At 60.0% G+C, this 24,272-nt stretch carries 22 protein-coding genes and 1 pseudogene; 11 read left to right on the top strand and 12 right to left on the bottom strand.

Going from position 1 to position 24,272, the window contains the following annotated elements:
• Positions 1 to 41 precede the first annotated feature (41 nt).
• A complete protein-coding gene (locus tag BKX96_RS08415; protein WP_046819279.1) occupies positions 42 to 992 on the bottom strand; it encodes a LysR family transcriptional regulator in 951 nt (316 codons plus the stop codon).
• A gap of 112 nt (positions 993 to 1,104) precedes the next feature.
• On the opposite strand from BKX96_RS08415, the gene BKX96_RS08410 reads away from it, so the two are divergent.
• Entirely contained in the window at positions 1,105 to 2,286 is a 1,182-nt protein-coding gene (locus BKX96_RS08410) for a fumarylacetoacetate hydrolase family protein (RefSeq protein WP_046819280.1), read from the top strand.
• 47 nt (positions 2,287 to 2,333) lie between these two features.
• Positions 2,334 to 4,121 carry an IlvD/Edd family dehydratase gene (locus BKX96_RS08405; RefSeq protein ID WP_077183350.1) on the top strand — a complete coding sequence of 596 codons (1,788 nt, stop codon included), beginning with the start codon at positions 2,334 to 2,336 and terminating at the stop codon, positions 4,119 to 4,121.
• Between the two features lie 112 nt (positions 4,122 to 4,233).
• Here the strand turns inward: BKX96_RS08405 and BKX96_RS08400 are convergent, their stop codons facing one another.
• Positions 4,234 to 5,055 (bottom strand): SDR family oxidoreductase, encoded by an 822-nt coding sequence (locus BKX96_RS08400; RefSeq protein WP_077183349.1) that lies wholly within the window; start codon positions 5,053 to 5,055, stop codon positions 4,234 to 4,236.
• A 150-nt stretch (positions 5,056 to 5,205) separates the two neighbouring features.
• Positions 5,206 to 5,565 (bottom strand): DUF6124 family protein, encoded by a 360-nt coding sequence (locus tag BKX96_RS08395; RefSeq protein WP_046819283.1) that lies wholly within the window; start codon positions 5,563 to 5,565, stop codon positions 5,206 to 5,208.
• 556 nt (positions 5,566 to 6,121) lie between these two features.
• Here BKX96_RS08395 and BKX96_RS08390 point away from each other — a divergent pair.
• From BKX96_RS08390 to BKX96_RS08380, 3 genes are all read left to right on the top strand, one after another.
• The gene (locus BKX96_RS08390) at positions 6,122 to 6,562 is read left to right on the top strand and encodes a VOC family protein (protein WP_046819284.1); all 441 of its coding nucleotides are present in this window, start codon (positions 6,122 to 6,124) and stop codon (positions 6,560 to 6,562) included.
• A gap of 93 nt (positions 6,563 to 6,655) precedes the next feature.
• Positions 6,656 to 8,812: an ATP-binding protein gene (locus BKX96_RS08385; RefSeq protein ID WP_046819285.1), complete on the top strand. Its 2,157-nt coding sequence runs from the start codon at positions 6,656 to 6,658 to the stop codon at positions 8,810 to 8,812.
• Between the two features lie 230 nt (positions 8,813 to 9,042).
• Positions 9,043 to 10,365 (top strand): DUF1329 domain-containing protein, encoded by a 1,323-nt coding sequence (locus BKX96_RS08380; RefSeq protein ID WP_077183348.1) that lies wholly within the window; start codon positions 9,043 to 9,045, stop codon positions 10,363 to 10,365.
• A 106-nt stretch (positions 10,366 to 10,471) separates the two neighbouring features.
• Here the strand turns inward: BKX96_RS08380 and BKX96_RS33130 are convergent.
• Positions 10,472 to 10,663: pseudogene (locus tag BKX96_RS33130) on the bottom strand (hypothetical protein); the annotation flags it as partial.
• Between the two features lie 251 nt (positions 10,664 to 10,914).
• Here BKX96_RS33130 and yghU point away from each other — a divergent pair.
• A complete protein-coding gene (gene yghU / locus BKX96_RS08370) occupies positions 10,915 to 11,754 on the top strand; it encodes a glutathione-dependent disulfide-bond oxidoreductase (protein ID WP_077183347.1) in 840 nt (279 codons plus the stop codon).
• Positions 11,755 to 11,777: 23 nt separating this feature from the next.
• On the opposite strand, the gene BKX96_RS08365 is transcribed toward yghU, so the two are convergent.
• From BKX96_RS08365 to BKX96_RS08355, 3 genes are read right to left on the bottom strand one after another with little or no spacing between them, the layout of a single operon-like run.
• Positions 11,778 to 13,538: a SulP family inorganic anion transporter gene (locus BKX96_RS08365; protein ID WP_046819288.1), complete on the bottom strand. Its 1,761-nt coding sequence runs from the start codon at positions 13,536 to 13,538 to the stop codon at positions 11,778 to 11,780.
• Between the two features lie 50 nt (positions 13,539 to 13,588).
• Complete coding sequence (gene ppk2 / locus BKX96_RS08360; RefSeq protein ID WP_046819289.1) at positions 13,589 to 14,410, bottom strand: polyphosphate kinase 2; 822 nt, start codon at positions 14,408 to 14,410, stop codon at positions 13,589 to 13,591.
• Between the two features lie 56 nt (positions 14,411 to 14,466).
• Positions 14,467 to 15,129: a VIT1/CCC1 transporter family protein gene (locus BKX96_RS08355; RefSeq protein WP_077183346.1), complete on the bottom strand. Its 663-nt coding sequence runs from the start codon at positions 15,127 to 15,129 to the stop codon at positions 14,467 to 14,469.
• Between the two features lie 189 nt (positions 15,130 to 15,318).
• Between BKX96_RS08355 and BKX96_RS32830 the strand changes: the two genes are divergently transcribed.
• Positions 15,319 to 15,474, top strand: a complete 156-nt coding sequence (locus BKX96_RS32830) for a hypothetical protein (protein ID WP_179092133.1) — start codon at positions 15,319 to 15,321, stop codon at positions 15,472 to 15,474.
• 12 nt (positions 15,475 to 15,486) lie between these two features.
• Here the strand turns inward: BKX96_RS32830 and BKX96_RS08350 are convergent, their stop codons facing one another.
• The 3 genes from BKX96_RS08350 to BKX96_RS08340 form a co-directional block, all read right to left on the bottom strand.
• Positions 15,487 to 16,482: a membrane dipeptidase gene (locus BKX96_RS08350; protein ID WP_082240467.1), complete on the bottom strand. Its 996-nt coding sequence runs from the start codon at positions 16,480 to 16,482 to the stop codon at positions 15,487 to 15,489.
• A gap of 192 nt (positions 16,483 to 16,674) precedes the next feature.
• A complete protein-coding gene (locus tag BKX96_RS08345) occupies positions 16,675 to 17,892 on the bottom strand; it encodes a DUF3422 domain-containing protein (RefSeq protein ID WP_077183345.1) in 1,218 nt (405 codons plus the stop codon).
• 115 nt (positions 17,893 to 18,007) lie between these two features.
• On the bottom strand, positions 18,008 to 18,607 hold the full coding sequence (locus BKX96_RS08340; protein WP_046819292.1) for an eCIS core domain-containing protein: 600 nt from the start codon (positions 18,605 to 18,607) through the stop codon (positions 18,008 to 18,010).
• A gap of 298 nt (positions 18,608 to 18,905) precedes the next feature.
• Between BKX96_RS08340 and BKX96_RS08335 the strand changes: the two genes are divergently transcribed.
• From BKX96_RS08335 to BKX96_RS08320, 4 genes are all read left to right on the top strand, one after another.
• Entirely contained in the window at positions 18,906 to 19,343 is a 438-nt protein-coding gene (locus BKX96_RS08335) for a potassium channel family protein (RefSeq protein ID WP_077183344.1), read from the top strand.
• Positions 19,344 to 19,540: 197 nt separating this feature from the next.
• Positions 19,541 to 21,121: a sensor domain-containing diguanylate cyclase gene (locus BKX96_RS08330; protein ID WP_077183343.1), complete on the top strand. Its 1,581-nt coding sequence runs from the start codon at positions 19,541 to 19,543 to the stop codon at positions 21,119 to 21,121.
• A gap of 142 nt (positions 21,122 to 21,263) precedes the next feature.
• Positions 21,264 to 21,707, top strand: a complete 444-nt coding sequence (locus BKX96_RS08325) for a hypothetical protein (protein ID WP_080957073.1) — start codon at positions 21,264 to 21,266, stop codon at positions 21,705 to 21,707.
• A 132-nt stretch (positions 21,708 to 21,839) separates the two neighbouring features.
• A complete protein-coding gene (locus BKX96_RS08320) occupies positions 21,840 to 22,424 on the top strand; it encodes a hypothetical protein (RefSeq protein ID WP_046819295.1) in 585 nt (194 codons plus the stop codon).
• Positions 22,425 to 22,468: 44 nt separating this feature from the next.
• On the opposite strand, the gene BKX96_RS08315 is transcribed toward BKX96_RS08320, so the two are convergent.
• Positions 22,469 to 23,560, bottom strand: a complete 1,092-nt coding sequence (locus tag BKX96_RS08315; protein ID WP_046819296.1) for an AI-2E family transporter — start codon at positions 23,558 to 23,560, stop codon at positions 22,469 to 22,471.
• Positions 23,561 to 23,635: 75 nt separating this feature from the next.
• Positions 23,636 to 24,271 carry a response regulator transcription factor gene (locus BKX96_RS08310; RefSeq protein ID WP_046819297.1) on the bottom strand — a complete coding sequence of 212 codons (636 nt, stop codon included), beginning with the start codon at positions 24,269 to 24,271 and terminating at the stop codon, positions 23,636 to 23,638.
• Position 24,272 lies beyond the last annotated feature (1 nt).

Here is a 24,272-nt window from a genome sequence, read left to right as displayed (position 1 = left end):
AACGGACTGTTATCGAATAAATCCTGCCAATGGCTGCGGTTTCACTTCGTCGAAGCCTTGGTCAGCCGGGCGTTGTCCTTCAATATTTCGGCAAACTCCAGGGCTGCCCCCACCAGTAGCTCGCCCTTGCGCGTGAGAATGCCGTAATCCTGTGGCACCAGATGCAACGGCGTATCGAGGATTTTGAGCTGGCCGCTCTCGAGAAGCGGATTGACCATGGCGTTGGGCAGCATTCCGATCATGGGCCCGCGTTGCAGCACCTGCAGGAAGGTCTGCATGGAGATGGTGTCGACGGTGTTTCGCGGCATGCCCACGCCGGCCTCGGCGAACGCCAGTTCCATGCGGCCGCGAATGGGTGTGCCCACCGGGTAGAGAATCCACGGCAAGTCCACCAACTGCTGCAATGAGAGGGGCCCGGCAGCGGCCAGCGGGTGTCGGTCGTTGACCACGATGCAGAACGGTTCGGGCGCCAGTGGCTGGAAATCGTAATGTTGCTGCTGGCTTTGATCGGTGAACCGGGCGATGGCCAGGTCGAGTTTTTTTTCTTCGAGCATTTTCATCAAGTGGTTACTGGTTTGCTCCACCACCTCGATCGACAGCAATGGCCAGCGTTCCTTGATCTGCAAAATGGCCTCGGGCAAGGCCACGGCGGTGGCGGCGAAAATACCGCCGATCCTGAGGTGGCCGTGACCGCCTTCGCGCAGACTGCTGATTTGTTCGACGAACGAGCGCGCGTCATTCAGGGCAATTTGCGCATAGCGCAGCACATGCTCACCCAGAGGAGTGGGTGGCATGCTCCGTGGCAGGCGTTCGAACAAAGCAAAGCCAAGCAGGCTTTCGATTTCCTTGAGCATCTTGCTGAGGGCCGGCTGACTGAGATTCATCTGTTGCGCCGCCAGGTGCATGTTACGTGTGCGCCCCAGCGTGTCGATCAGCTGCAAATGCCTGAATTTGAGCCATCCGCAAAAGTGGGTGAATGAAAGATCCGACATGGGCACACCTCGGGCAGCAATAACCGTGCGTTATCATTTATTGAAATTATCTCATTGGAGTTTATCGGCTGTGCGCCCTAGCGTGAAGCCTTTACGAACCAGGAAGATTGCCATGTCGCTAATGCTTACTCCCGAAAACACTCTGCCAGTCGATGGTGTGGCCGGTACCTTGATCGGCCGTGCCTGGGTGCCGGGCCAAATCGCCGGACCTTCGCCGATCGTCCTGCGCGCTGACGGCGTATTCGACCTGTCGGAGCGTTTCGCGACCTTGAGTGACTTGCTGGAATCCGATGCTCCGCTCTCGGCGGTACGCGACACGCCCGGGATTTTCATTGCCAGTGTCAAAGACCTGCTGGCCAACACCGGCCCCGACGCCGACCCCTCCAGAGCTTATTTGTTGCCCCCCCTGGATCTGCAAGTGATCAAGGCGGCCGGCGTGACCTTTGCCGCCAGCATGATCGAGCGGGTGATCGAGGAGCAGGCTGGTGGCGATGCCGCCAAGGCTGAAGCGGTGCGGGCCACTGTGCAGGGCGTGATCGGCGACAACCTGCGCTCGATCGTTCCAGGCTCCGAGCAGGCCATGCGCTTGAAAGCCTTTCTGATCGAACAAGGCATGTGGTCACAGTATCTGGAAGTGGGTATCGGTCCGGACGCGGAAATCTTCACCAAGGCACCGGTCCTGGCCTCTGTCGGCAGCGGCAGCCGGATTGGCATTCACCAAGGTTCGCAGTGGAACAACCCGGAGCCGGAAGTGGTGCTGGCGGTAAACAGCCGCGGGCAGATTCAGGGGGCAACCCTGGGCAATGACGTCAACCTGCGCGACTTCGAAGGCCGTAGTGCGCTGTTGCTCAGCAAGGCCAAGGACAATAACGCTTCCTGCTCGATCGGGCCTTTCATCCGCTTGTTCGACGAGCACTTCAGCCTGGACGACGTCCGCGCCTGCGTGGTCGACCTTGAGGTGCAAGGCGAGGATGGTTACCGGATGCACGGATCGAGCTCCATGAGCCAGATCAGCCGGGACCCGCAAGACCTGGCCGGCCAGACCCTCAACGCCAATCACCAGTACCCCGATGGCTTCCTGCTGTTTCTCGGTACGCTGTTCGCCCCTACCGAAGATCGCGATCATGTCGGCAGCGGGTTCACCCACAAACTGGGTGACCGGGTGCGTATCAGCAGCCCATTGCTTGGCAGCCTGCACAACCAGGTGACCCACAGTTCCGAGGCAACGCCTTGGACCTTTGGCGTGAGTGCCTTGCTGCGCAACCTGGCTGCCCGTGGACTGCTTGCACGCTGAACCACGACAGATTGCCGATTCATCCAATGACAAGAGAGAAATGAATCATGAGTGATACGCCTGGACGTCGCCTGCGCAGCGAGCAATGGTTCAATGACCCTGCCCACGCCGACATGACTGCCCTGTATGTCGAACGCTACATGAACTACGGCATGACCCGTGAAGAGCTGCAATCGGGCCGCCCGATCATTGGCATCGCCCAGACTGGCAGCGACCTGACCCCGTGCAACCGTCATCATCTGGAACTTGCGCAGCGGGTCAAGGCGGGCATTCGCGATGCCGGCGGCATTCCCATGGAATTCCCTGTCCATCCCATCGCCGAACAGTCACGCAGGCCTACGGCTGCACTGGACCGTAACCTGGCTTATCTGGGGCTGGTGGAGATTCTCCACGGCTATCCACTCGATGGTGTCGTCCTCACCACCGGTTGCGACAAGACCACCCCGGCCTGCCTGATGGCCGCCGCCACCACTGATCTTCCTTCCATTGTCCTGTCGGGCGGGCCGATGCTCGATGGCCACCACAAAGGTGAACTGATCGGCTCGGGCACCGTACTCTGGCATGCACGCAACCTGATGGCCGCCGGGGAAATCGATTACGAAGGCTTCATGGAAATGACCACCGCGGCCTCGCCCTCGGTGGGCCACTGCAACACCATGGGCACCGCCTTGTCGATGAACGCCCTGGCTGAAGCCCTGGGCATGTCGTTGCCGGGTTGCGCGAGCATTCCGGCGCCTTACCGTGAGCGCGGACAAATGGCCTACGCCACCGGCAAGCGCATCTGCGAATTGGTCATGCAGGATGTGCGTCCGTCGCAGATCATGACCCGTGCAGCCTTCGAAAATGCGATCGCCGTGGCCTCGGCACTGGGGGCATCGAGTAACTGCCCGCCTCACCTGATTGCCATCGCCCGCCATATGGGCGTCGAGCTGAGCCTCGATGACTGGCAACGCATCGGCGAAGACGTACCCTTGCTGGTCAACTGCATGCCGGCAGGCAAATACCTGGGCGAAGGTTTCCATCGTGCGGGTGGCGTACCGGCCGTGATGCATGAGCTGCAGAAAGCCGGGCGCCTGCACGAAGACTGCACCACGGTCAGCGGCAAGAGCATCGGCGAAATCGTCAGCAGCACACTGACCAGCAACGCCGACGTGATCTACCCCTTTGAAACGCCACTCAAGCACCGCGCAGGTTTCATTGTGCTCAGCGGTAACTTCTTCGACAGTGCGATCATGAAGATGTCGGTGGTCGGTGACGCGTTTCGCAAGACCTACCTGTCTGAACCGGGCGCGGAAAACAGCTTCGAAGCGCGCGCGATCGTGTTCGAAGGACCGGAGGATTACCACGCCCGGATCGATGACCCGGCGCTGGACATCGATGAGCGCTGCATTCTGGTCATTCGTGGCGCAGGCACCGTGGGCTACCCAGGCAGTGCTGAAGTCGTGAACATGGCCCCTCCGGCCGCGCTGATCAAGCAAGGCATCGACTCGCTGCCCTGCCTTGGCGACGGTCGCCAGAGCGGCACTTCAGCCAGCCCTTCGATCCTCAATATGTCACCCGAAGCTGCCGTCGGTGGTGGCCTGGCGTTACTCAAAACCAACGACCGCCTGCGCGTGGACCTCAACGCACGCTCGGTCAACCTTTTGGTCGACGAGACCGAAATGGCCCGCCGCCGCGCCGAGTGGACACCCAACATCCCGGCCTCGCAAACCCCGTGGCAAGAGCTGTACCGGCAACTGGTCGGCCAGCTCTCCACTGGCGGCTGCCTGGAACCGGCCACCCTGCATTTGCGGGTCATTGCCCGAAGTGGAGGCGAGCCACGCCATTCGCATTGACGGCTTTGATGTGGGGTCTGCTAGCGAAGACGACTTGACTGTCGAGCAGAGTTCTACGCCTCTGCGAGCTCACACCCGTTCAGTGCATTGCCGATCGAAACTGCGCCGTGCATCAGGCCCCAGTGTCATCCCCTAAGGCAGGCGTCGCCGCCGTGCCAGCCAAGAGGCCACCGTCGATATTGAACTCACTGCCCGTGATGTACGTCGCCTCATCCGAGGCCAGCAACAGCGCCACCGCCGCAACCTCTTCGGGCATGCCGAACCTTCTCAGCGGTGTATCTCGAACCAGCGCATCCATTCGCGCCTGACGATCTGAGCCCGTGCCCAACATGGGTTCCCACATGGGTGTGAGGATGGCCGCTGGATGAATGGCGTTGCAGCGCACGGTGAGCCCTTGCTCAGCGCAGTAAAGCGCCACCGTCTTGGTGTGATTACGCACTGCACCCTTGGACGACGCATAGGCCGCTGCGCCCGGAATACCGACCAGGCCAGAGCGAGAGGAGATGTTGATGATGGAGCCTGCTCTGTGAGGCCGCATGGAGCGAATGGCGTACTTGCACCCCAGGAACACCCCGTCGAGATTGGTCTGGTGAACCGCGTGCCAGTCCTCCAGGCGCGCGTGCTCCGGGTCATGCCGCACGGCACCGTGCTCAAATCCGGTAATGCCTGCATTGTTCACCAGCACGTCCAGTCTGCCGCGCTCCTCCAGGATGAGCGTCGTCACTCGCAACCAGTCTTCCTCGCGTCGCACATCAAGGCGCAGATAGCGGGCGCGATCACCGAGTGAATCTGCAACGGCTTTACCGAGGTCGTCATTGATATCGGTAACGTAGACAAAGCAATCCTCCTGGGCGAAGAGTCGCACAATCGCTGCGCCGATCCCTTGGGCGGCACCGGTCACGATCGCCGTCTTTGAAGTGAGTTTGCCGGCCATGAATGCTGATGCCCTCCTACCAGGCTTGGTTGCCAAATCGTTCCCGAGTATAGACGGCCTCGGTGAAACGCCAGCGGGCGCAGCGTATGGCGCGACCACGCCGTACTCCCCTCCTTCGCCGCGCCGGTGTTTCGTGTCCGCGCTTGGCGACTATTCAGGCGGATCGATCTGATCCAGCACCCGGTTCGCGGTGATTTCCGCCAGCATCACGCTGTTGGAAATGCCCAGCAGCGCGTTGCGCGACCCACCGTCCAGATGATCGACCAACTGGTGCACCATCACATCGACCGACGCCAATGTCTCGACCAGAAAAACCATCAGGGTTTCGCTGGTGGCTTGCGGGTCGACGCTAAACAGCGTGCCGGGGGTGCGCGGCGTGGCCTTGATGTCGGCGGTCGAGGGGAAATGGAAATCGAGGGCGCGTTCGGCGGCTTCGTTGAGTTTGTTTGAATCGGGTTCGTATGGGGACGCGGGATCGGTGTCCGGGGGATTAGGTGTGACCTTGAACATAAGCTAGATCCTTACATGGAGCGCCCCTCTCTCGCGACTAAACGAAGGGAGGCAACTGTACGCAGGTTAGTCGACCGGGGATCTAGCAAACCGGCGCGCCCAAAGGCGCCCTGCGCACAGCTACCATCGAGTGCAGGCATGGGAATGCCCGACTGATAGAACTGATGCACCTCACTAGAAACCACTGGGCGACTAAACCCGATCACTGATGGGCAGTGACGCGAATCAAGGTACCGAGCAGCCCCAAGGCGCACAAGCCGGCGGATTCTGGCGTACCCGTAGGCAACGACGCAAGGTCTTGTAGCTTTCAGGAAGTAAGGTGTAGGGCGCTTAAACAGACACTTAAACAGCCACCTCACCTCCAGGTCACCAGCACGTCCACCACACCAAAGGTGAACGGTATCCCCACCCCTTCGAGTCTAAAGACATACTGGTTCGCTAGCGCCAACACGGGCAGATCTCGGGCAGGCTGTTTGCTCGCTATACTCACTCGCCCGGGTCGATCCAGACGCCCATTCCGCAAATCCGCGACACCGGTGAAACAGGAGCGAAGGCCATGACAGTCAAGCGAATGGATAACGTGCTGATCGTTGTCGACGATCTCGAAGCGGTGAAGGCGTTTTTTATCGAGTTGGGCCTCGAACTTGAGGGCCAGGCCACCGTTGAAGGGCCTGCTATCGGCAAGCTCATAGGGCTTGAAGATGTGCGAGCCACCCTCGCCATGCTGCGCACAGCCGATGGCCAGGGCATAGAGCTGGACAAATTCCACACGCCAGACGCCGTCAGGTTCGGGCCTGTGAATACACCCATCAACGCGCTAGGTCTTCGTCGCATCATGTTTGCCGTCGATGACATCGATGCGGTCGTTGCGCGGATGCAGGCCCATGGCGCAGAGCTGATTGGCCAGATGCAGTACGAGACATCGTACCGGCTCGCCTATATTCGGGGGCCTGAGGGCCTCATCGTCGGGCTTGCCGAGAAATCAACGCCTGAATAAAGGATCGAGCACCACGTAAAACCATTTGATCACATCGATTGAACCTCGGCCGACACCCGATCCTCGGATACTAAAACGCCCATAGGTGATCACATGGCAACCGAGGATACGCTTCTGCGCCAGCGCAAGGTGCTCGCCAAATTCGGCGAGCTGGCCCTGGCGTCAGATGATCTGGAGCACATTCTCAACGAGGCTTGTCGTTTGGTCGGCGATGCCCTCCAGACCAATATGGCCAAATTCATGCTGCTGCAAGAAGACGGCATCACCTTCCTGGTGCGCAATGGTGTGGGCTGGGCACCCGATGTGGTCGGCAAAGTCCGGGTACAAGCTCACGAGGGCACTCCGGAGCGGCATTCGCTGGACACCAACGGGCCGGTGATATCGACGGACAGTTCGTCAGAAACGCGATTCCGTTATCACGACTTTCAAATAGCCAACGGGGTGAAAGCCTTTGTCAACGTGCTTGTCCACGGCGCTGACGGAGAACGTCCTTTCGGGATCTTTGAAGTCGATAGTCGGGTTCCCCGCCAGTTCACCGACAGCGATATCGATTTTCTCAGGGGCTATAGCAACCTGCTGGGCGCCGCGCTGAAGCGTTCGAAAACCATGTTAGCCATGCGCTTGACCGAAAAAAAACTGCGTGAAAGCGACAGGCATTACCGCATCGCCGCTGAGCTCAACCCACTCTGGCCCTGGACGGCGGATACCAAGGGCGACCTTATTTCCATTGATCAGCGCTGGTTGGAATATACCGGTTTGACGCCTGAGCAAACGTTAGGGCGTCAATGGGCCAATGCGGTTCATCCTCAGGATAAAGCGTCATTGATCCAGCTTTGGAACCAATCATTGACCTCCTTGCAACCTTTCGACTCGCAGATCCGATTGCGCAAACACACGGCAGATTACCGATGGTTCAGGATCCGCGCGCTGTGTAGCCTCGGCATCGATGGACGCTGCGAACAGTGGTACGGCACCATTGAGGACATCGATGATCGTGTGCAGTTGGAGAGCGCGTTGCGTGACTGGAACGACCTGCTCGAAGATCGCATCGTCCAGCGCACCCAGCAGCTTGAAACCGAACAGCACGAACGCGCGATGGCCGAACTCAAACTTCGGCAAAGTCAAAAAATGGAAGCGGTCGGTCAGCTTACCGGCGGAATCGCCCATGACTTCAACAATCTGTTGGCCGGCATCATCGGTAACCTGGAATTGATGCAACGGCGAATCGATGCGGGTCGCTACGACGAATTGGCCCGCTATAACGCCGTCGCCATGACGTCCGCCTCTCGCGCAGCCGCCCTGACGCAACGGCTGCTGGCATTCTCAAGACAGCAATCACTTGATCCCGAGCTTCTCGAGCCTCGCAAGGTCGTGGCGGATCTGGAAGACATGATCCGCCGTTCAGTCGGCCCAAGCATCGCAGTGGAGTGTTCATTCAAGGCCAATGACCGTATCAAGTGCGATCTCAACCAGCTGGAAAATGCCCTGCTCAACCTCGCGATCAACGCCCGCGATGCCATGCCCAAAGGCGGCAGGCTGGATCTTCTGGTCGACCGCTGCGTCATTGATCCAGCGTCGTCATCGGACAAAATGATGCCAGCAGGAACCTATGTGCGCATTTCCGTCACGGACTCCGGTACGGGAATCAGTCCGGACATCCTGCCACGCATTTTCGATCCGTTTTTCACCACCAAAAAAATTGGCGAAGGCACCGGGCTTGGCCTTTCGATGATTTATGGGTTTACCCAGCAATCAGGGGGCCAGGCGCGCGTTCACAGCAAAGTCGGTGTTGGAACCACTGTGTCCCTGTATTTTCCCGTCGACCATTCACAACCGGTACAGGCCAACATCCGTTCGGACACGTCCCAAACAGCGCAGGCACCCGGTCATAACGAAACCATTTTGTTGGTGGACGACGAAGCAGCTGTACGCCAGATGGCCGCTGAGCTGTTGAGCGAAACCGGCTACCGCGTCGTGGAAGCGGTGGACAGCGTGTCTGCGCTCAACCAGGCAGAGAAACTGGAACACCTGGATTTACTCCTGACCGATATCGGCTTGCCAGGAATGATGAACGGCATCAGCCTGGCCGCCGAGCTGAAACTTAAACACCCGCAGCTCAAGGTGCTCTACATCACCGGTTTCGCGGGCGGCTCCAGCCTGGTATCGGTTGATGCGACCACCCGGGTCCTGGCCAAACCCTTCAGCCTCAACGAACTCAGTTCACGCGTACATGCGCTGATCCGATCCTGAGGCAGTGGCAATACTTGAGTCCCTGCAATAGACACGCTCGTGCATCGCTCCCTTGGCAAGCCCGCAGCTGTGTCATGAATAGTCAAGCAACTGTCGTCAAATGCGAAGCGCCCCCGAATCGGGGGCTTTTTAATGGGGGTACTAAAAAGTCTCTGGCAATTGAGTCGACGGATCCCACCGCGACCCCTGAGTCACGAGTTGCCTGGTACGCCAGGCAGGAGAATAACAATATGAAATCCGTGAAACGTCTGCTGGCTGCCATTCCCCTCATGGCGCTGGCCATCGATGCCAACGCCTATGTATCGAGTCAGGAAGCCGCCCGACTGGGCACCAGCCTGACATCGGTGGGTGCCGAAAAGGCCGGCAACGCCGATGGCTCCATTCCGCCCTACAGCGGTGGCCTGACCACTGCCCCGGCCAGTTTCAAGGCCGGCGACAGCATGCGCCCTGACCCCTTTGCCCACGAAAAACCGCTGATGGTGATCAACGGCAAGAACGTTGACGCGTACGCGGGCATGCTGACTGCCACCACGATAGAGCTGGCCCGGCGCTACCCCGGCTTTCGCGTCGACGTGTATCCGACCCACCGCACGGCATCGCTGCCACAGGCGGTCCTGGACAATAGCCGCACAAATGCCACCAACGCCAAAACCCTCAACGGCGGGACCGCCATCGACAATGTGATGCCCGGGGTGCCGTTCCCGATCCCGCAGTCAGGCGCCGAGGCGATGTGGAACTTCCTGCTGCGCTACCAGGGTGTCAACATTCATTCCAAGTACGACTCCTGGAGCGTGGACACGGCAGGCGTACCGAGTCTGGCCGTCACCGGCGAGGCTTTCGTCTCGTTCCCGATCTACGAGAACATGTCGAAGCCGTTCAACAGCTCGGACATTTACTATCAGTTGAAGCTGTCCTACACCGGGCCTGCGCGCCGAGCCGGCGAGTCGATCATGCTCAAGAACGCCACCAATCCCAAGGAGTTTCCCGGCCGTGCCTGGCAGTACATGCCGGCCCAGCGCCGAGTCAAGCAGATTTCGATCCTGGCCTACGACACCCCCAACCCCGGCACCGCCCGTGCACTGGAGCTGTATGACTGGACGCTGGTAGGCAAGCGGGAAATGATCGTGCCCTACAACACCTACAAACTCACCTACGCTCGCGACGCAAAATCGTTGACCACCCCCGATTTCATCTCACCGGATTTCGTGCGCTGGGAAAAGCACCGCGTCTACGTCGTGGAAGGCAACCTCAAGGCCGGTGCCAAGCACATCTACCAGAAGCGCCGCTTTTACCTGGATGAAGATACCTGGGCCGCCGTGGCGTCCGATCAGTACGACACCCGTGGCAAGCTGTATCGTGGTTCCTTCGCGTTCTTCAGCCAGAGCTATGACCAGCAAGTCCCGGATGCCACCCCGTTCATGACTTACGACTTGTCGCGTGGCACCTACAACATCAATGGCGTGGTCGGCCCCCATGGCGGCATCCGCTACATCGAGCCACTCTCGACGGCGCAGTGGGTGCCGGAGTCCATGGCGGGGACTGGTATTCGTTAGGGTTTCCAGTTGCGCCTCCCTGATCATTTCGCGCGACTGCGCAACCTGAAAGGTCGAGGTGGTCCAGGGTTTGCGTACGACCATTGCGAGGCTGTTCGACACTGCACTATCGGGCCTCGCCGAAGGGCGCCCGCACGCAGTAGGGTCCGACTGCGGCAAACGATCCCGTGCGCACTTCCCCGCTGCGCACGTATCGGCTGATCAATACACCGCCAGGGGTGCTGATCGACCTCTCCAGCGTGAAAGCCGAGGCTTGTGCATTGTCGTCGAACAGGCGCTTGCCGCGCCCCAGGACAACAGCTGTTGTGCCAATTCAGCCAATCGGGTCGATGGGTGGAAAGCGGCAACGATGAGCTCACGCATACTGTTCTCCTGATTTGTCCTCGTTCAGGGAACGTCGACCCGAATGCATTCCCTGCCCCATAGTCGAATGGGACTGTGTGAATTCGACAGCGGTTGCTCGTAACGCTCGCGCGACATACTGTTTCAGCCCAACGCGATCGCAAGCAGTCCATGTCATCACCACAAACAAACTATGGGGATCATCTCGTGAGCAAAGCGTCTTACGTTCCGCCCAAGGTCTGGAAACACAACGCGCCGTCTGGCGGCCAGTTCGCCAACATCAACCGCCCGGTTGCCGGCCCGACCCATGACAAGACGCTGCCGACAGGCAAGCATCCGTTGCAATTGTATTCGCTGGCCACGCCGAATGGCGTGAAGGTGACCATCCTGCTGGAAGAGCTGTTGGCGCTTGGGCATGGCGATGCCGAGTACGACGCCTGGCTGATCCGTATCAGCGAAGGGGAACAGTTCTCCAGCGGCTTCGTCGAGATCAACCCGAACTCGAAGATCCCGGCGCTACTGGACCGCAGCGTCGAGCCGCCGATCCGCGTCTTCGAATCCGGTTCGATCCTGCTCTACCTCGCGGAAAAGTTCGGCGCCTTCCTGCCCAACGATCCTGCAGGGCGCACCGAAACCCTGAACTGGCTGTTCTGGCAGATGGGTGCGGCCCCGTATCTGGGCGGCGGCTTCGGGCATTTCTACGCCTACGCGCCGGAAAAACTCGAATACCCGATCAACCGCTTTGCGATGGAGGCCAAGCGTCAGCTGGATGTCCTCGACCGCCGACTTGCGCAAAGTCCCTACCTGGCCGGTGATGTCTACACCATCGCCGACATCGCGGTGTGGCCCTGGTACGGCCAGTTGGTGCGCGACAATGTGTATTCGGCTGCCGAGTTTCTATCAGCCCACCAGTACACCCATGTGCAGCGCTGGGCGGAAGAAATCGCCAACCGGCCTGCGGTCATCCGTGGCCAGCGCGTCAACCGGACGTGGGGGGATGAGGCGAGCCAGGTGCCTGAACGGCATCAGGCGCACGATCTGGACTGAAAACCTGGGCAGGTCCCGCGCTATCAAGGCGCGGGATGTATCTCCAGATAACGACCGACCGCATCGTCTATGGTGGGGAAAAACGCTGACTCGCCAAACCGGGCGAAAAGCCCGAAGCGCTTGAGCTTGTCCTTGACCGGGTCTTTCATTTCCGCCACGCACAGCTTGATACCCGCCGCGTGCAAGATTTCGTCCAGTTCCGCCAACATGTCGGCGGAGGTGACGTCCACACTGGTGACCGGCTCTGCCGCCACGACCAGCCAGCGCACCGGCGTGGGCGATGCCGCCACGGCGTTGAGCACGCGCTCGTTGAACAGTTCGGCGTTGGCAAAGAACAACGGCGCGTCCCAGCGGAACAGGACCAGGCCGGGGATCAGGCTTGCGTTCGGGTAACGCTGGATATCGTGGTAGCCCCTGACCCCCTCGGCTTGCCCCAGCACGGTGGAATAAGGTCGCCAGCCATCCCACAGGAATTCGATGACGGCGATCACGATCGCCAGGCCAATGCCCTCGATCGCACCGAACACCGCGACGCCAATGGTACAGGCGATCGACAGCCAGAATTCCCAGCGCTGGATACGATAAATGCGTCGCAGGTCGGTGACTTCAATCAAGCCGATGGCCGACGCAATCACCACCGCTGCCAATGCGCTGTTGGGCAGGTCCTGCAAAAGGTTCGGTGCCACCATCAGCAACAGGGCCACCGCCAGTGCGCCGACCACGCCGGTCAACTGGGTCTTGGCGCCAGCCGCTTCGGCTACGGGCGTGCGCGAGGAACTGCTGCTGATGGGAAAACCCTGGAAAAAACCCGCCGCCAGATTGGCGAAGCCAAGCCCGGCCATCTCCTGGTTCGGGTCGACAAAGGTACGGGTACGTGCTGCATAGACTCGCGAGAGCACGCTGGTGTCGGCGAACGAGACAAGGGCGACGGCGCAACCGCCGATGATGACCGGAACAATGTCGGCGCGGCTGATCCAGGGGATGGCGAACGCCGGCAATCCTTGTGGAAGCGTACCGAGGACCGACACGCCAGCGCCCGTGGCAAGGTCCAGCACATCCACAGCGACGGTCGCGCCGACCACGGCGATCAGGATGCCCGGGATACGCTTGTTGCCTTTGAGCAGCAGGATCACCGCCAGCGTGGCGGCCCCCACCATGAAGGTGGTCCAGTTGGTCTGGCCCTCCATCACCCCGGAGGCGATGGCCCACAGGTTTCTGATCGGGCCGTCGGACTCGATCGAAAAACCGAAGATCTTCGGCAATTGACTGATCAAGACCGTCACGGCGATCCCGTTCATGTAGCCGTAGCGGATCGGCTTGGAAAGCAGTTCCGTGATGAAGCCCAGGCGTGCGATGCCGGCCAGGATGCACACGACTCCCGACACGATCGCCATCATGCCCGCCAGGGCGACGGCGCGTTGAGGGTCGCCCCCCGACAGTGGCAGGACGACAGCGAGGATAACCGCAGCCAGTGAGGAATCCGGACCCAGTACCAGAATCCGGCTGGGTCCGAACAGGGCATAAGCGATCAGCGGGACAATGGTTGCGTACAGGCCATAGATGCCGGGTACGCCCGAGGCCACAGCGTAGGCGATGCCAACAGGTACCAGCATCGTGGTGAGCACCAGCCCGGCCATGATGTCGTGGCGCAGCCAGGCCATCTGGTACTCGCGCAGCATCCGCAGCCCAGGCAGCCAACGACTCCAGCCGACGCTGGCGCCGCTGTCGCGACGAGCAATACGACCCGGCTCCGGGGTAGGCGGCAAAGCATCCGAATGGCGCATGGGACTGTGACCCTTGAGTGTCCGACCTGGATGTGCCTAGACGCTGCCCATCAGAATTTTTCGGGAATGTGCCGCAGCGGATAATCCGGTTCGCGGTAACCGCCAGCCTTCTGCCGTTTGGGCAGGACTACCTTCTCACGCACGACATCCTCATAAGGAACGCGGCTGAGCAAATCGCAAATGATGTTCAGGCGCGCGCGCCGCTTGTCGTTCGAGTTGGCCACCAGCCAGGGGGCATGTTCGGTATCGGTCGCCTGGAACATGTCGTCACGCGCCCGCGAATAGTCATACCAGCGGCTGTATGACTTGAGGTCCATGGGCGTCAGTTTCCAGATCTTGCGCCCATCCTTGATGCGCGCCTCGAGCCGGCGGGTCTGTTCCTCAGGGCTGACTTCCAGCCAATACTTGAGCAGGATCACGCCGGAGTCGACAATTGCCCGCTCCACGTTGGGCGCCGTTTTCAGAAACCCGGCCACCTGCTCCTTGCTGCAGAATCCCATCACCCGCTCGACGCCCGCACGGTTGTACCAACTGCGATCGAAGATCACCACTTCGCCCGCCGCCGGCAGATGTGGCAGGTAACGCTGGACATACATCTGGCTTTTTTCCCGATCCGTCGGTGCCGGCAGCGCCACCACGCGAAACACCCGCGGGCTCACGCGTTCGGTAATCGCCTTGATCGTCCCGCCCTTGCCGGCCCCGTCGCGCCCCTCGAAGACAATGCAGATCTTGATGCCCTTGGCTTTTACCCATTCCTGCAGTTTGACCAGTTCGACGTGCAGCAGGCGCAGTTGCTCCAGATACTCCTTGTTCTTGAGCTTCAGACTTTCAGCGGAATATCCCTTTGCGGCTTTCTTTTTGTCCTTTGCCATGGGGCAACACCTCAAAAACAAGTTATCGACGGGTAAACAATGTCATGGCTGGCGGCTCAACCACCGAGCGCGATGATCGCGACGATCAGGACGGCACCGGTCACCGCCATCGCAACGCCACCCAGCAAGGGTTTTGCTCCGGCATAGCGCGCGAGTATCCAGCCGGCGATGAACAGCACCACCAGCCCGACCAGGTTGGACAGGCGTACGGCAAGCGCGGTCTGGTCGAGTAACAGAAACGGCACCACGAGGGGAAACGTCGAAGCCACCACCAACAGGAACACCCCGATCGCGCCCTTGATGTCGTCCCAGGTGAGACGCGGCTGTACCGAGGTACTGGCATAGTTGATCAAGCGCAGCCGCAGCGACTCCAGTTCTTCGGGGCCGGCCGCCGCAACGAGACGCGGTGGCAGTGCCTCGGCAATCAGCGCCTGCCCGGTGGCCGCATCCGCTTTGCCGCGCAGGGCTGCGAACAGCGTACGTTTGCGCGTGTGTTCGATCAGGGTTCGCAGCAAGTACATCACCGCGTCGGCGAGTCCCCAGGCCAGGTTGCACCCCAGCGCGGCGAACATCATCGTGCGTTCATCCTCCTGGCCCGCCGTGGCCACGCTGATCGTTCCGGTAAAGGTCATTGCCATGAGCAGGCCAAAGATCACTTCCGTCACCCGATCGACCGGATCCAGGACGCGTGCCCGCTTTTGCTCTCCTGTGCCTTGCATGCTGTCATCCTCGCCACGGCCGCGTCAGCGTGAGGCCCTTTCAGACAGGTATGCAGGCCAAGGCACCGGTCTTGTTTCACAGGGCGGTTTCAACAGGATTTGAGTGTAGTTTGAAAAGTTTTTTTCGCTGCCGATTCAAACCTGAGCCAGCACGCCTAACGATTGAACCTGAGGTCCAAGGAAATGTTCGTGAGCAGCGCTCCCCCTGTCCGAACTCGATGCCGCCCTGCCCGGCCAGGCGCCTTCTCGACGTTCATTTCGCGGATCAAACTGGATGTGCTCGATCTGGATGTGCTCATGGCCTTCGCCGATGAACATGAAGACGATGCCAGCGCCTGGTTCTAGCCGAGTTCAGGCTTACTGCCAGGTGGCTTCGGCGACCCGCATGAAGTTATCGCCGAATATCGCGTTGATGTCAGAGTCTTGATAGCCAAGCCGCTCGAGTGCCTGCGCGATCTCTGGCAATTTTTCAGGTTGTAGCTGGGTTTGTGCGCTCACGCCCCCATAGAACGCCTTCGGCCACCAGGCTTCTTCATTTTCGCCTGCAGGCAGGTCGTTCACACCTGGACAGAGTTCGGTATCAAGGCCCAGGCCAATATGGGCTGTACCAACGCGTTCCGCCAAATAGTCAATCTGGCGCACAAAAGCCATCACGGACGCCTCAGGGTCACCCAGAAATATTCCCAGTCCCGTCAAGCCGATAACCCCGCCTGTGGCGGCGCAGGCCAGTATCTGTTCGTCATCGACAGTCCGTGGATGATCAAACACGGCTTTGACATTGGTATGGGAAAAAACCACCGGGCGCCGGGACAATTGCATGATTTCAAGGCTGGAACGCTTGCTGGTATGTGAGCAGTCCATGATCACGCCAGCGGTGTTTATCGCCGCCACAATGTCACGTCCAACGCAAGAAAGTCCGAAATCCGCGCCGTGACAACCACCTGCGCAGCTATTGTCCCGGTTATAGGCCAGCAGTATCTGCTTGACCCCAAGGGAAGCGAACAACGCGACCATCGCGGGATCCTGCAGAAGCATGTTCGAGCCTTCCAGATCAAACGACACCGCCAACTTTCCTTGCTGCCGTGCACGCTGGATGTCAGCGACATTACCCACCAACACCAGTCTTTCCGAGTGATGAGCGATCCGGTTCCTGAAGCCCGCAATGACCTGCATCACCGTAGAAAAGGGTGTCATGTCCATGCCGACGTTTAGCGAAACATGGTGAAATCCAGCTTCCTGATAGCGAAGGAGCGCAGACAGGTCCTGGTTGGGAAGCAACGGAAGGCAGGCATGGGCTTCCCACCTGATCCCCCCAGCAGCTGACGAATACGAATCAGTGACTGCCTGTCCCACGCCGAACTCCAGATGTAATGGGTGTACGCAAAATGAATTTTTATATCACCCCAACCCGATACGCAAAGGCGTTCTGCCTCTGCCCCTCAAGCGACTTGCACATGGCGCGCTTGTTCAGATGACTTTCAAGATACCTCGTTTATCCAATCGGACATAAGGGAGGCGCACCTGGCCCGGGGACCTTCAGGTACTTCAGTGCTCTTTGACTTTCCTGATATGGAGGATGATCCACGCCAGTATCCCGATCGCGAGGGGCGCCATGACCAACAGCGCTTCGCGCGGGGTGAGCCCGACGCCGAGCACGTGCATGCCTGAGTAACCGAGCTTGAGCAGACTGAGCAAGTAGTAGCTGATGGCAATGATCGACAGGCCTTCCACGGCGCGCTGGATCTTGATCTGCGCGTCGGCGCGGGCGTTCAGGCTCTTGAGAATTTCCGAGTTCTGTTCTTCCATTTCGACCTGGACCCGTGCCTGCAACAGATCCCCCAGGTTGGCCACGCTTTCGGCCAGATGCTCCAGTCGCTGCTCGGTGGCGGTGCAATACCTGACGGTGGGTTTGAAGCGGCGCTCGATGAACACGCCAAGGCGCTGGCAATCACCCACGTGACTTTCTCGCAATTCGCCCAGGCGTTCGAACACCAATTGGGCATAGGCCTGGGTGGCACTGAAGCGGTGGCGGGTTTTCGCGGTACTGCTGACCACCTGGGCAGACAGGCTGGAGATATCCGCCAGCAGGGCTTTGGCATTACTGCCATCGGGGTGGGCGTTTCGTTCGGACAGTGTCACCAACGTCTTGTCAAAGACATCGAGCTGGCCGCTCAAGTCTTTAGCCATGGTCAGTGTCAACGAGGCCATCATCCGGTAGGTCTCGATTTCCAGCAGGCGGCGGATCATCCGGCCCTGGCGGTACGCATTCAGGCGCCGGTTGACGAAGAGTATGTGGTTGCTGCCATCCTCACTGATCCGAAAATCGCTCCAGACCACCGCATCGCCACCGCCCACACAGGAACCGCAAGGGTCCTTGAAGCCGTAGCGGGTCAGATCCAGCTGCGCTTCGCCACGCACCACGATCTGCACTGAGTTGATCAGCCCTGGCAAATGCGTGTGGATTTTCTGCGCCAACACTTCGGGCAGCGCCGTCCAGGACAACTCGTCGCTGGATGAAGTGACCACCAGGGTCAGGGTGAAAAACTCGGCATGGCGCTCCCATTTCAGCGCGTGGCCGCCGAGTTGGGTAATGCCTTGGGCGGCATTCAGATCGAGGGCGGCCAGGCTGCAGTCCTGAAGAAACGCATTGCACACCTGTTCGCTGCCGAGAAAAGCCAGGTGAAACACGTGGGCCGGTTCATCGAAATACAGTGACGGGCGCGCGTGCAGTTCGTTGTGCAGGCTTTGTCGTAACGGGTGCATGGGGTATGACCGTGTTGGCGTTGTTTGTTGTGGGACAGGTTGATGGACCCACGAGTCACGCTCGCAGGGGAAGATTGACGCGATCCCTGCAGGAGCTGCCGCAGGCTGCGATCGTTCAAGGCAACGCCTGTTGCTGATCCCGCACCGAGCGCCTGACTTCGGCCTGTATGGCATAAGCCGGCGCTTCCACGGCATTGAAGTCCTGGCTATAGCGCTGGGCAAATCCTTCCACCCCCCAATCCTGGTACTGCTGCACATGCTTCAATTCGTGGGCCCAGAGCGCGACGTTCTGTTCTGCGGTTTCAGCGTCGCGAAAGAGGATAATGTCGATCAGCGTCACAGCGCCGACATCGGGGTTTTGCAGCATGGCGGTGGCAGCCGTGAACTGGCCGTTGTCGCTGACCTTGTAGCGCGCGGCATCGAGGACGCCGGGGTCGTACCAGCGCAGCAGTTGCTCGCGGATGTGCGGTGGAATCGGTTGGGTGCCGGCGATGGCGGCTTCAGCGCGGGCCTGGGTCAGCCATAGCGCCAGGGCCGGTGCGGCGATCTGGTAGATGTCGTCCGGCAACTGCCACAGGTCCGGCAGGCAGATACAGCCGTCCAGGCAGACCTGCTTTTCGCCAGCCGGACAGTCGCTGGCCTGGGCTGGCGCTTCAAGTGCAAGGCACAGAAGCAGCAACGCCAGCCAGGGCGAGAACGCAGAATGTTGAGCCAAGATCTTTACTACCCACCTGGATTGGCAATCACGTCGAGATGATTGAATTTAACCCAATCTGTCGCGGCTGTACCCGTTCTACTGTGGGCGCCGGCCTGCCGGCGATGGCGAGCAAGCCGGTTCATCCCGGCAACAGCTACTGCAGGTCACCACCTGGCTCGCCGACATGGCCGATGTCGAATATCCGCGAGGTGCGAAGAGACATGCTGGTGGCCTTGCCGTCCATCGACTAGAGTCAAGCGGCACCCCCTGCGCTGCATCTCTCGGGTGCCTGGTCGATCTGGACGGAGGAACACCGATGCCTTCAAATATCCTTTTCGCTTGGGGACTGGCGGCCGGTACTGTGATCGTACATGCCGTCGGTATCGCGCTGATGCTCAGGGTTCTGCATCGCAGGAAGTCTGCGACGCGACTCTGGGCCATCAGTTGGAGGTTGGCCTGGGTAGCGGTTTACCTGATCTTGCTCCATCTGGTGGAAATTTCGTTCTGGGCAGCGTTTTACCTGTGGCAGCAATGTCTGCCCGATCTCGAAACGGCGCTCTACTTCTCGGCAGTCACCTACGCAACGATTGGCTATGGCGAGGTGGTGCTGGCAACGCCATGGCGATTGCTCGCGCCAATCGAAGGCCTGACCGGCATCCTCATGTGCGGGTTATCGACGGGCCTCTTCTTCGCGATGGTCAACCACATCTACCAACGAACCCAGACGCACATCCATGACGATCGCGAGGCCTGATGGTACCGGCTTGCGGAACGCAAGAGCGACTGCAGGGTCACTTGTACTAGACACCCTGGTGTCGCAAACCCTTGAGATACAGAGGTGATCGTCATGAACAATATCATCTACATCGTTGGTGCCGTCGTGATCGTCCTGGTTATCCTGTCATTCGTCGGTCTTGTATAGCGCAGGATAGCTGGCACAAGGAGTTGTTGATGCCCGGACGCAAGCCGCCACCGCCCATGGTCGATGGCGACATTGAAACCGTCCCTGCGAAAACGCTGCGAGCTGGAGCGGTCTTCCGACTCACCGTGAGCTTCATGCTGGTGGTGATCCTGGCGTTTCTCGCGGTCGAGGGTTGGCGGACGTGGCGTGACTATCGGGCTGCCTTCGCCTCAGCCCGCGACTCCGTGACCAACCTGGCGCGAGCCACGGCGCAGCACGCCGAGGATGCCATTCGGCAAGTGGATGTACTGACTGCCGCACTTGGGGAGCGGGTCGAAGGCGACGGGTTGCAGAACATCGACGTCCCGCGTATTCACAAACTGCTGGTCCAGCAATCGAAAATCATGCCGCAGCTGCACGGCCTGTTCATCTACGGCCCTGACGGGCAATGGATAGTCACGGACAAGGACGCCACGCCAGAGCTCGTGAATAACGCCGACCGCGATTACTTCCAATATCACCGCACGCACGAGGATAAAAACGTGCGCATCGGCGAAGTGGTTACCAGTAGATCCACCAACGACCTGATCATCCCTATCTCCCGGCGCCTGGATAATCCGGATGGCACCTTCGCCGGCGTGCTGCTGGGAACCATCAAGGTCAGCTACTTCGTCGACTATTACGGCGACTTCAAGATCGATGACAAGGGCGCCCTGGTGCTGGCCACGCGCAGCGGAACCATCCTGGTGCGGCGTCCTTTCATTGAATCGGTGGTCGGAAAGAGCCTGGCAGACAGCGAGATTTTCAAGCGTTATCTACCCAACGCCAACCAGGGCATCGCCGAGGTCAAGGCCGTCGTGGACGACACCGAGCGCCTGTACGGCTATCGGGCCTTGACCACCTACCCGCTTGTGGTTGAAGCCGGACTTTCCCGTGAGTCCATCATCGCCCCCTGGCGCCGTGACCTGCTCAAGACAGGGTGGGTGCTGGTGGTGCTGATTGGTGTGCTTGCGGTGTTCGGGCTCATCGTGCTGACTCAATTGCGCCAGAGAATGGTGACGGAGAGAAAGCTGCGTCACGCTCACCAGTCCATGCGCGACATGGCGCTGACCGACAGCCTGACCGGCCTGGGCAATCGTCGACGCCTGGATACTGCGCTGCTGGAAGAGATTCGTCTCGCTAAACGCCAGGGATCTGCGCTGTCGCTGATCATGCTCGATGTCGATTTCTTCAAACGCTACAACGACAGCTATGGCCACGCCGCCGGCGATGACTGCCTGGGCGCAGTAGGCGCAGCGATCCGGCAGGCGGTCAAAAGACCCGGCGACCTGGCCGTCAGGTACGGTGGCGAGGAATTCACGGTGCTGCTCCCCAATACCGATGGTGCAGGCGCAGCACAGGTCGCTGAAGAAATTCTGCAAGCCATTCGATCAATGGACATCGAGCACCGCGCCCATCCCTTGGGCAGGGTCACGGCCAGTGCGGGTATCACCACCAGCCGGCCGAGCGTCGATGACGTGACACCGGCCACCTTGATCAAAGCCGCTGACGTCCTGCTTTATGCGGCGAAACGACAAGGACGAAACCGCTGGTGCGCCGCCAACCAGTCAAGCGAAAGTAACCGCGCGTGAGCGCGAACTTTGTCCTGCAAAGCCTTTCTTGCTAACCAGATGGCACTGGAGTGCCACCCAGTCTGCTACGCTTTTCATTCCCCCGAATGGATTCGGGAATCATGCCAAAGGCTGTTTCGCTGGCCACTTGAGGGGATGGAATGTGAAAGCCAAGCTACTGGGGGTCGCTGTAACCATTGTCGTCATCGGTACCGCTGTCTATGGATTGATCACCTGGAAAGAGCTCCAGAGCCAGCGCCAGGAAGCGGTCTGTACATTAGCGCGCCAGCACCTCAAGGACCTGGAAGTTCAGGCCCGGGCACTGGCTGCCGGGATGTCGGTCGAGGCCTACGCCGAAGCCGAAAAGGCCGAAGCGGGCAAACTGGTGCAGGCGTTGGATACTGCGAAAAACGTAGCCGAGGTCGATGCGGTGATCGATCAGCATTCTGCCGCCATCGAAAAACAGATCCATGCTGAAGATGCCGAGGTCAAGTCCCGGGGCGAGCAGAAGTTCCTCGGCCAGGAACGCAAGGAGCAGCGCATCACCACCGACATGAAGCAGGAAATCCAGCGTGCCGAGAAAGCCGTTGCCGATGACTGCGAATAACTTGGTCAGGTCAATTTTTTAAATGCGCATGCTTATCAAAGTGACTAACGCGTTCTAGACTCCACTACTGGCAGGTTCATCCAAGCTCCGCGTCCCTGACAAAAAAGCCAATAAAAACCAGGAAATCCAGCCTTGAAAACTTCAACTATCGGTGTTGTGGGGAGTCTGCTGGTCTCGGGCGCGGTGTCAGCCACAGGGATTTCTCCTGTGCTCGACCTGGACTTCAGTAGATCAGCCATGGAAACCCTTAAAAAGCGTGGGATCGACGACGCGTGCATCGTCGCCGCCTCCAGCCCCGGGACGTTCACCTATTGCCGGGAAGGATCAAACACACTTTGGCAATATCAGACCCTGGACCTGGTGCAACAGGCCAAACTGCTCAATGAAGGCGCACGGCCTTCGACCGATCATGGGCAAATCAGCGTCGCGCAAGTCGACAGTGCGGCCTGCGAAGATGAGCACGGGAATGCGGTGGCCGGACCGACGACATTTGCCACCCTGCTCCTCAGCCTGGCGAGCCTGTTCCTGTTGATCGGGTTGCGCTACACCTACCTGGCAATCATGCGCGGACGCTATCAACCGGTGGCCTGTTCCGACCCCCGCCTGCAGCGCATGATCAACCCCGTGTCCACGCATCCGTTGACCATCAAGGCGCTGGGCGCCTTTGGTGTCGCCGCCGCACTGGCCCTGATCTACTGCTGTTACCTCGGATTCTGAACGAGGAACCGGCCGATGGTGCGCCGATCCCTGTTCGATCCTCTTTACAGCCGTTCTTGCGCCACGGGCGGCGGGTCCTGCACCCACTGCCAGAACAACTGATACCCCACCGCCAGCACCACCGGGCCAATGAACAAGCCAAGAATGCCGCCAGTGACCATGCCGCCCAAGGCACCGATCAATACCACCGGCATCGGCACATCGACCCCGCGCCCCAGCAGCAATGGCTTGAGCACGTTGTCCACCAGGCCCGCGACGAAGACATAGATGGAGAAGATGATGGTCACGGTGTTGGGCCCTTCGGTAGCCATGACATAGGCAATGACCGGCACGGTTATCAAGGTTGCCGGCAACTGCATGATGCCCAGCAGCAGCACCGCCAAGGCCAGCAACCCGGCACCGGGAACACCCTTGAACACGAACCCGAGGCCCACCAGCAGCATCTGGATGAACGCGATGCCGACCACCCCGAGCGCCACGGCACGGATGGTGGCGGTACACAGGGCTGCGACCTGGGGGCCTTTCTCCGGTCCACTGATCCGCGAGGCGATCTGCACCGAGGCGCGGCTACCCGCTTCGCCATAGGCCATGAAGATCCCGGCAATGATCAGCGCGACAATGAACATCAACAAACCCATGCCGACGCCGGCCACCTTGCCCAGCATCATCAGGCTGGCGTCCTTGATTTGCGGTATGTACTTGGCCGTCAGGCCGGGAAGGTCGGTGGCCGCTTGCGTCCACAGCGCCGACACCTGTTTACCTACCAGGGGCCAGGTAGCGACGGAATCAGCCGGGGGCGGAATGCGGATGCCTTCGTCGCGAACCACGGTCATGGCGTTTTCGACCGAGTCGGCTATCGAGGTGCCCAACAGATAGATCGGCACCATGAGGATGGCGATGGCCACCAGCACGATCAGCGTCGCAATGCGCCCGTCCTTTTCTCCCATCGGCCCCCTGAGCTTCTGCTGCAAAGGGTAGAGGGTGATGGCCAGGATGATCGACCACAGCATCAGGTCGCGAAACGGACGGAAAATCTCAAAGCAGAACAGCACCAGCACGACAATCAGCCCGGCGCGGATAAAGATATCTAGCAACCCGCGGGACAAGGCCTTCTCTGACAGCGGCATGGGCACCATGGACGTCTCCTGACAGTTCACTCGGAAGGAAAACCGGTTAGCCCAGCATAGACGCACAATTGACAACGTGAAGGATCAACGCAGCTTAAGTGGATCCACCATGTTGGCCGCGATCGCCATGCCCACCAGGTCCGGCAGCGTGCTGGCCTGCATGCGCTTCATCACGCGGGAGCGATACAGGTCGACGGTTTTGGCGCTGACCCCCAGTTGCTCGGCGATTTCGCGGGTGGTGTAGCCCTGCACCAAGGGCAACATGACGTCGCGCTCTCGCGGCGTCAGCGTGAGCAAACGGGCCTGCAACGCCTCCTGGCCCTGATTGCCGCAGCGTTGCGCGGCGCAATTGCCCAGCGCCTGTTGCACGCTGTCCAGCAGCAACTGCTCGTTATACGGCTTCTCGATGAAATCATGCGCACCCGCCTTGAATGCACGCACTACGATTGGCACATCGGCGTGCCCGCTGACGAAGATGATGGGCAGATCCAGTTGGCGAACGCGCATTTCTTCCTGCACATTCAGCCCACCCATGCCGGGCATGCGAACGTCAAGCAGCACGCAGGCGTCCAGACTGGCATCGCAGGCCTCCAGAAAAGCGACACCGCTGGTAAACGGCAGGGCCTTGAGGCCCACCGATTCCAATAACCAGACCGTTGAATCGAGCATCCCCTGGTCATCGTCGACCACATACACCACGTGCTCCGCCACACCTGCCATT

It is taken from the genome of Pseudomonas putida, from assembly GCF_001976065.1.
Taxonomy (GTDB): domain Bacteria; phylum Pseudomonadota; class Gammaproteobacteria; order Pseudomonadales; family Pseudomonadaceae; genus Aquipseudomonas; species Aquipseudomonas serbica.
This window is presented reverse-complemented; position numbering and strand designations above follow the sequence as displayed.

What these genes read in the sequence shown, in the direction of transcription:
- BKX96_RS08330 (WP_077183343.1), top strand. Translation starts at nt 19,541, where the DNA reads ATGCCCGGACGCAAGCCGCCACCGCCCATGGTCGATGGCGACATTGAA.
- BKX96_RS08410 (WP_046819280.1), top strand. Translation starts at nt 1,105, where the DNA reads ATGTCGCTAATGCTTACTCCCGAAAACACTCTGCCAGTCGATGGTGTG.
- BKX96_RS08385 (WP_046819285.1), top strand. Translation starts at nt 6,656, where the DNA reads ATGGCAACCGAGGATACGCTTCTGCGCCAGCGCAAGGTGCTCGCCAAA.
- BKX96_RS08355 (WP_077183346.1), bottom strand. Translation starts at nt 15,129, where the DNA reads ATGCAAGGCACAGGAGAGCAAAAGCGGGCACGCGTCCTGGATCCGGTC.
- BKX96_RS08390 (WP_046819284.1), top strand. Translation starts at nt 6,122, where the DNA reads ATGACAGTCAAGCGAATGGATAACGTGCTGATCGTTGTCGACGATCTC.
- BKX96_RS08365 (WP_046819288.1), bottom strand. Translation starts at nt 13,538, where the DNA reads ATGCGCCATTCGGATGCTTTGCCGCCTACCCCGGAGCCGGGTCGTATT.
- BKX96_RS08405 (WP_077183350.1), top strand. Translation starts at nt 2,334, where the DNA reads ATGAGTGATACGCCTGGACGTCGCCTGCGCAGCGAGCAATGGTTCAAT.
- BKX96_RS08415 (WP_046819279.1), bottom strand. Translation starts at nt 992, where the DNA reads ATGTCGGATCTTTCATTCACCCACTTTTGCGGATGGCTCAAATTCAGG.
- BKX96_RS08315 (WP_046819296.1), bottom strand. Translation starts at nt 23,560, where the DNA reads ATGGTGCCCATGCCGCTGTCAGAGAAGGCCTTGTCCCGCGGGTTGCTA.
- BKX96_RS08335 (WP_077183344.1), top strand. Translation starts at nt 18,906, where the DNA reads ATGCCTTCAAATATCCTTTTCGCTTGGGGACTGGCGGCCGGTACTGTG.
- BKX96_RS08380 (WP_077183348.1), top strand. Translation starts at nt 9,043, where the DNA reads ATGAAATCCGTGAAACGTCTGCTGGCTGCCATTCCCCTCATGGCGCTG.
- BKX96_RS08345 (WP_077183345.1), bottom strand. Translation starts at nt 17,892, where the DNA reads ATGCACCCGTTACGACAAAGCCTGCACAACGAACTGCACGCGCGCCCG.
- BKX96_RS08395 (WP_046819283.1), bottom strand. Translation starts at nt 5,565, where the DNA reads ATGTTCAAGGTCACACCTAATCCCCCGGACACCGATCCCGCGTCCCCA.
- ppk2 (WP_046819289.1), bottom strand. Translation starts at nt 14,410, where the DNA reads ATGGCAAAGGACAAAAAGAAAGCCGCAAAGGGATATTCCGCTGAAAGT.
- BKX96_RS08400 (WP_077183349.1), bottom strand. Translation starts at nt 5,055, where the DNA reads ATGGCCGGCAAACTCACTTCAAAGACGGCGATCGTGACCGGTGCCGCC.
- BKX96_RS08310 (WP_046819297.1), bottom strand. Translation starts at nt 24,271, where the DNA reads ATGGCAGGTGTGGCGGAGCACGTGGTGTATGTGGTCGACGATGACCAG.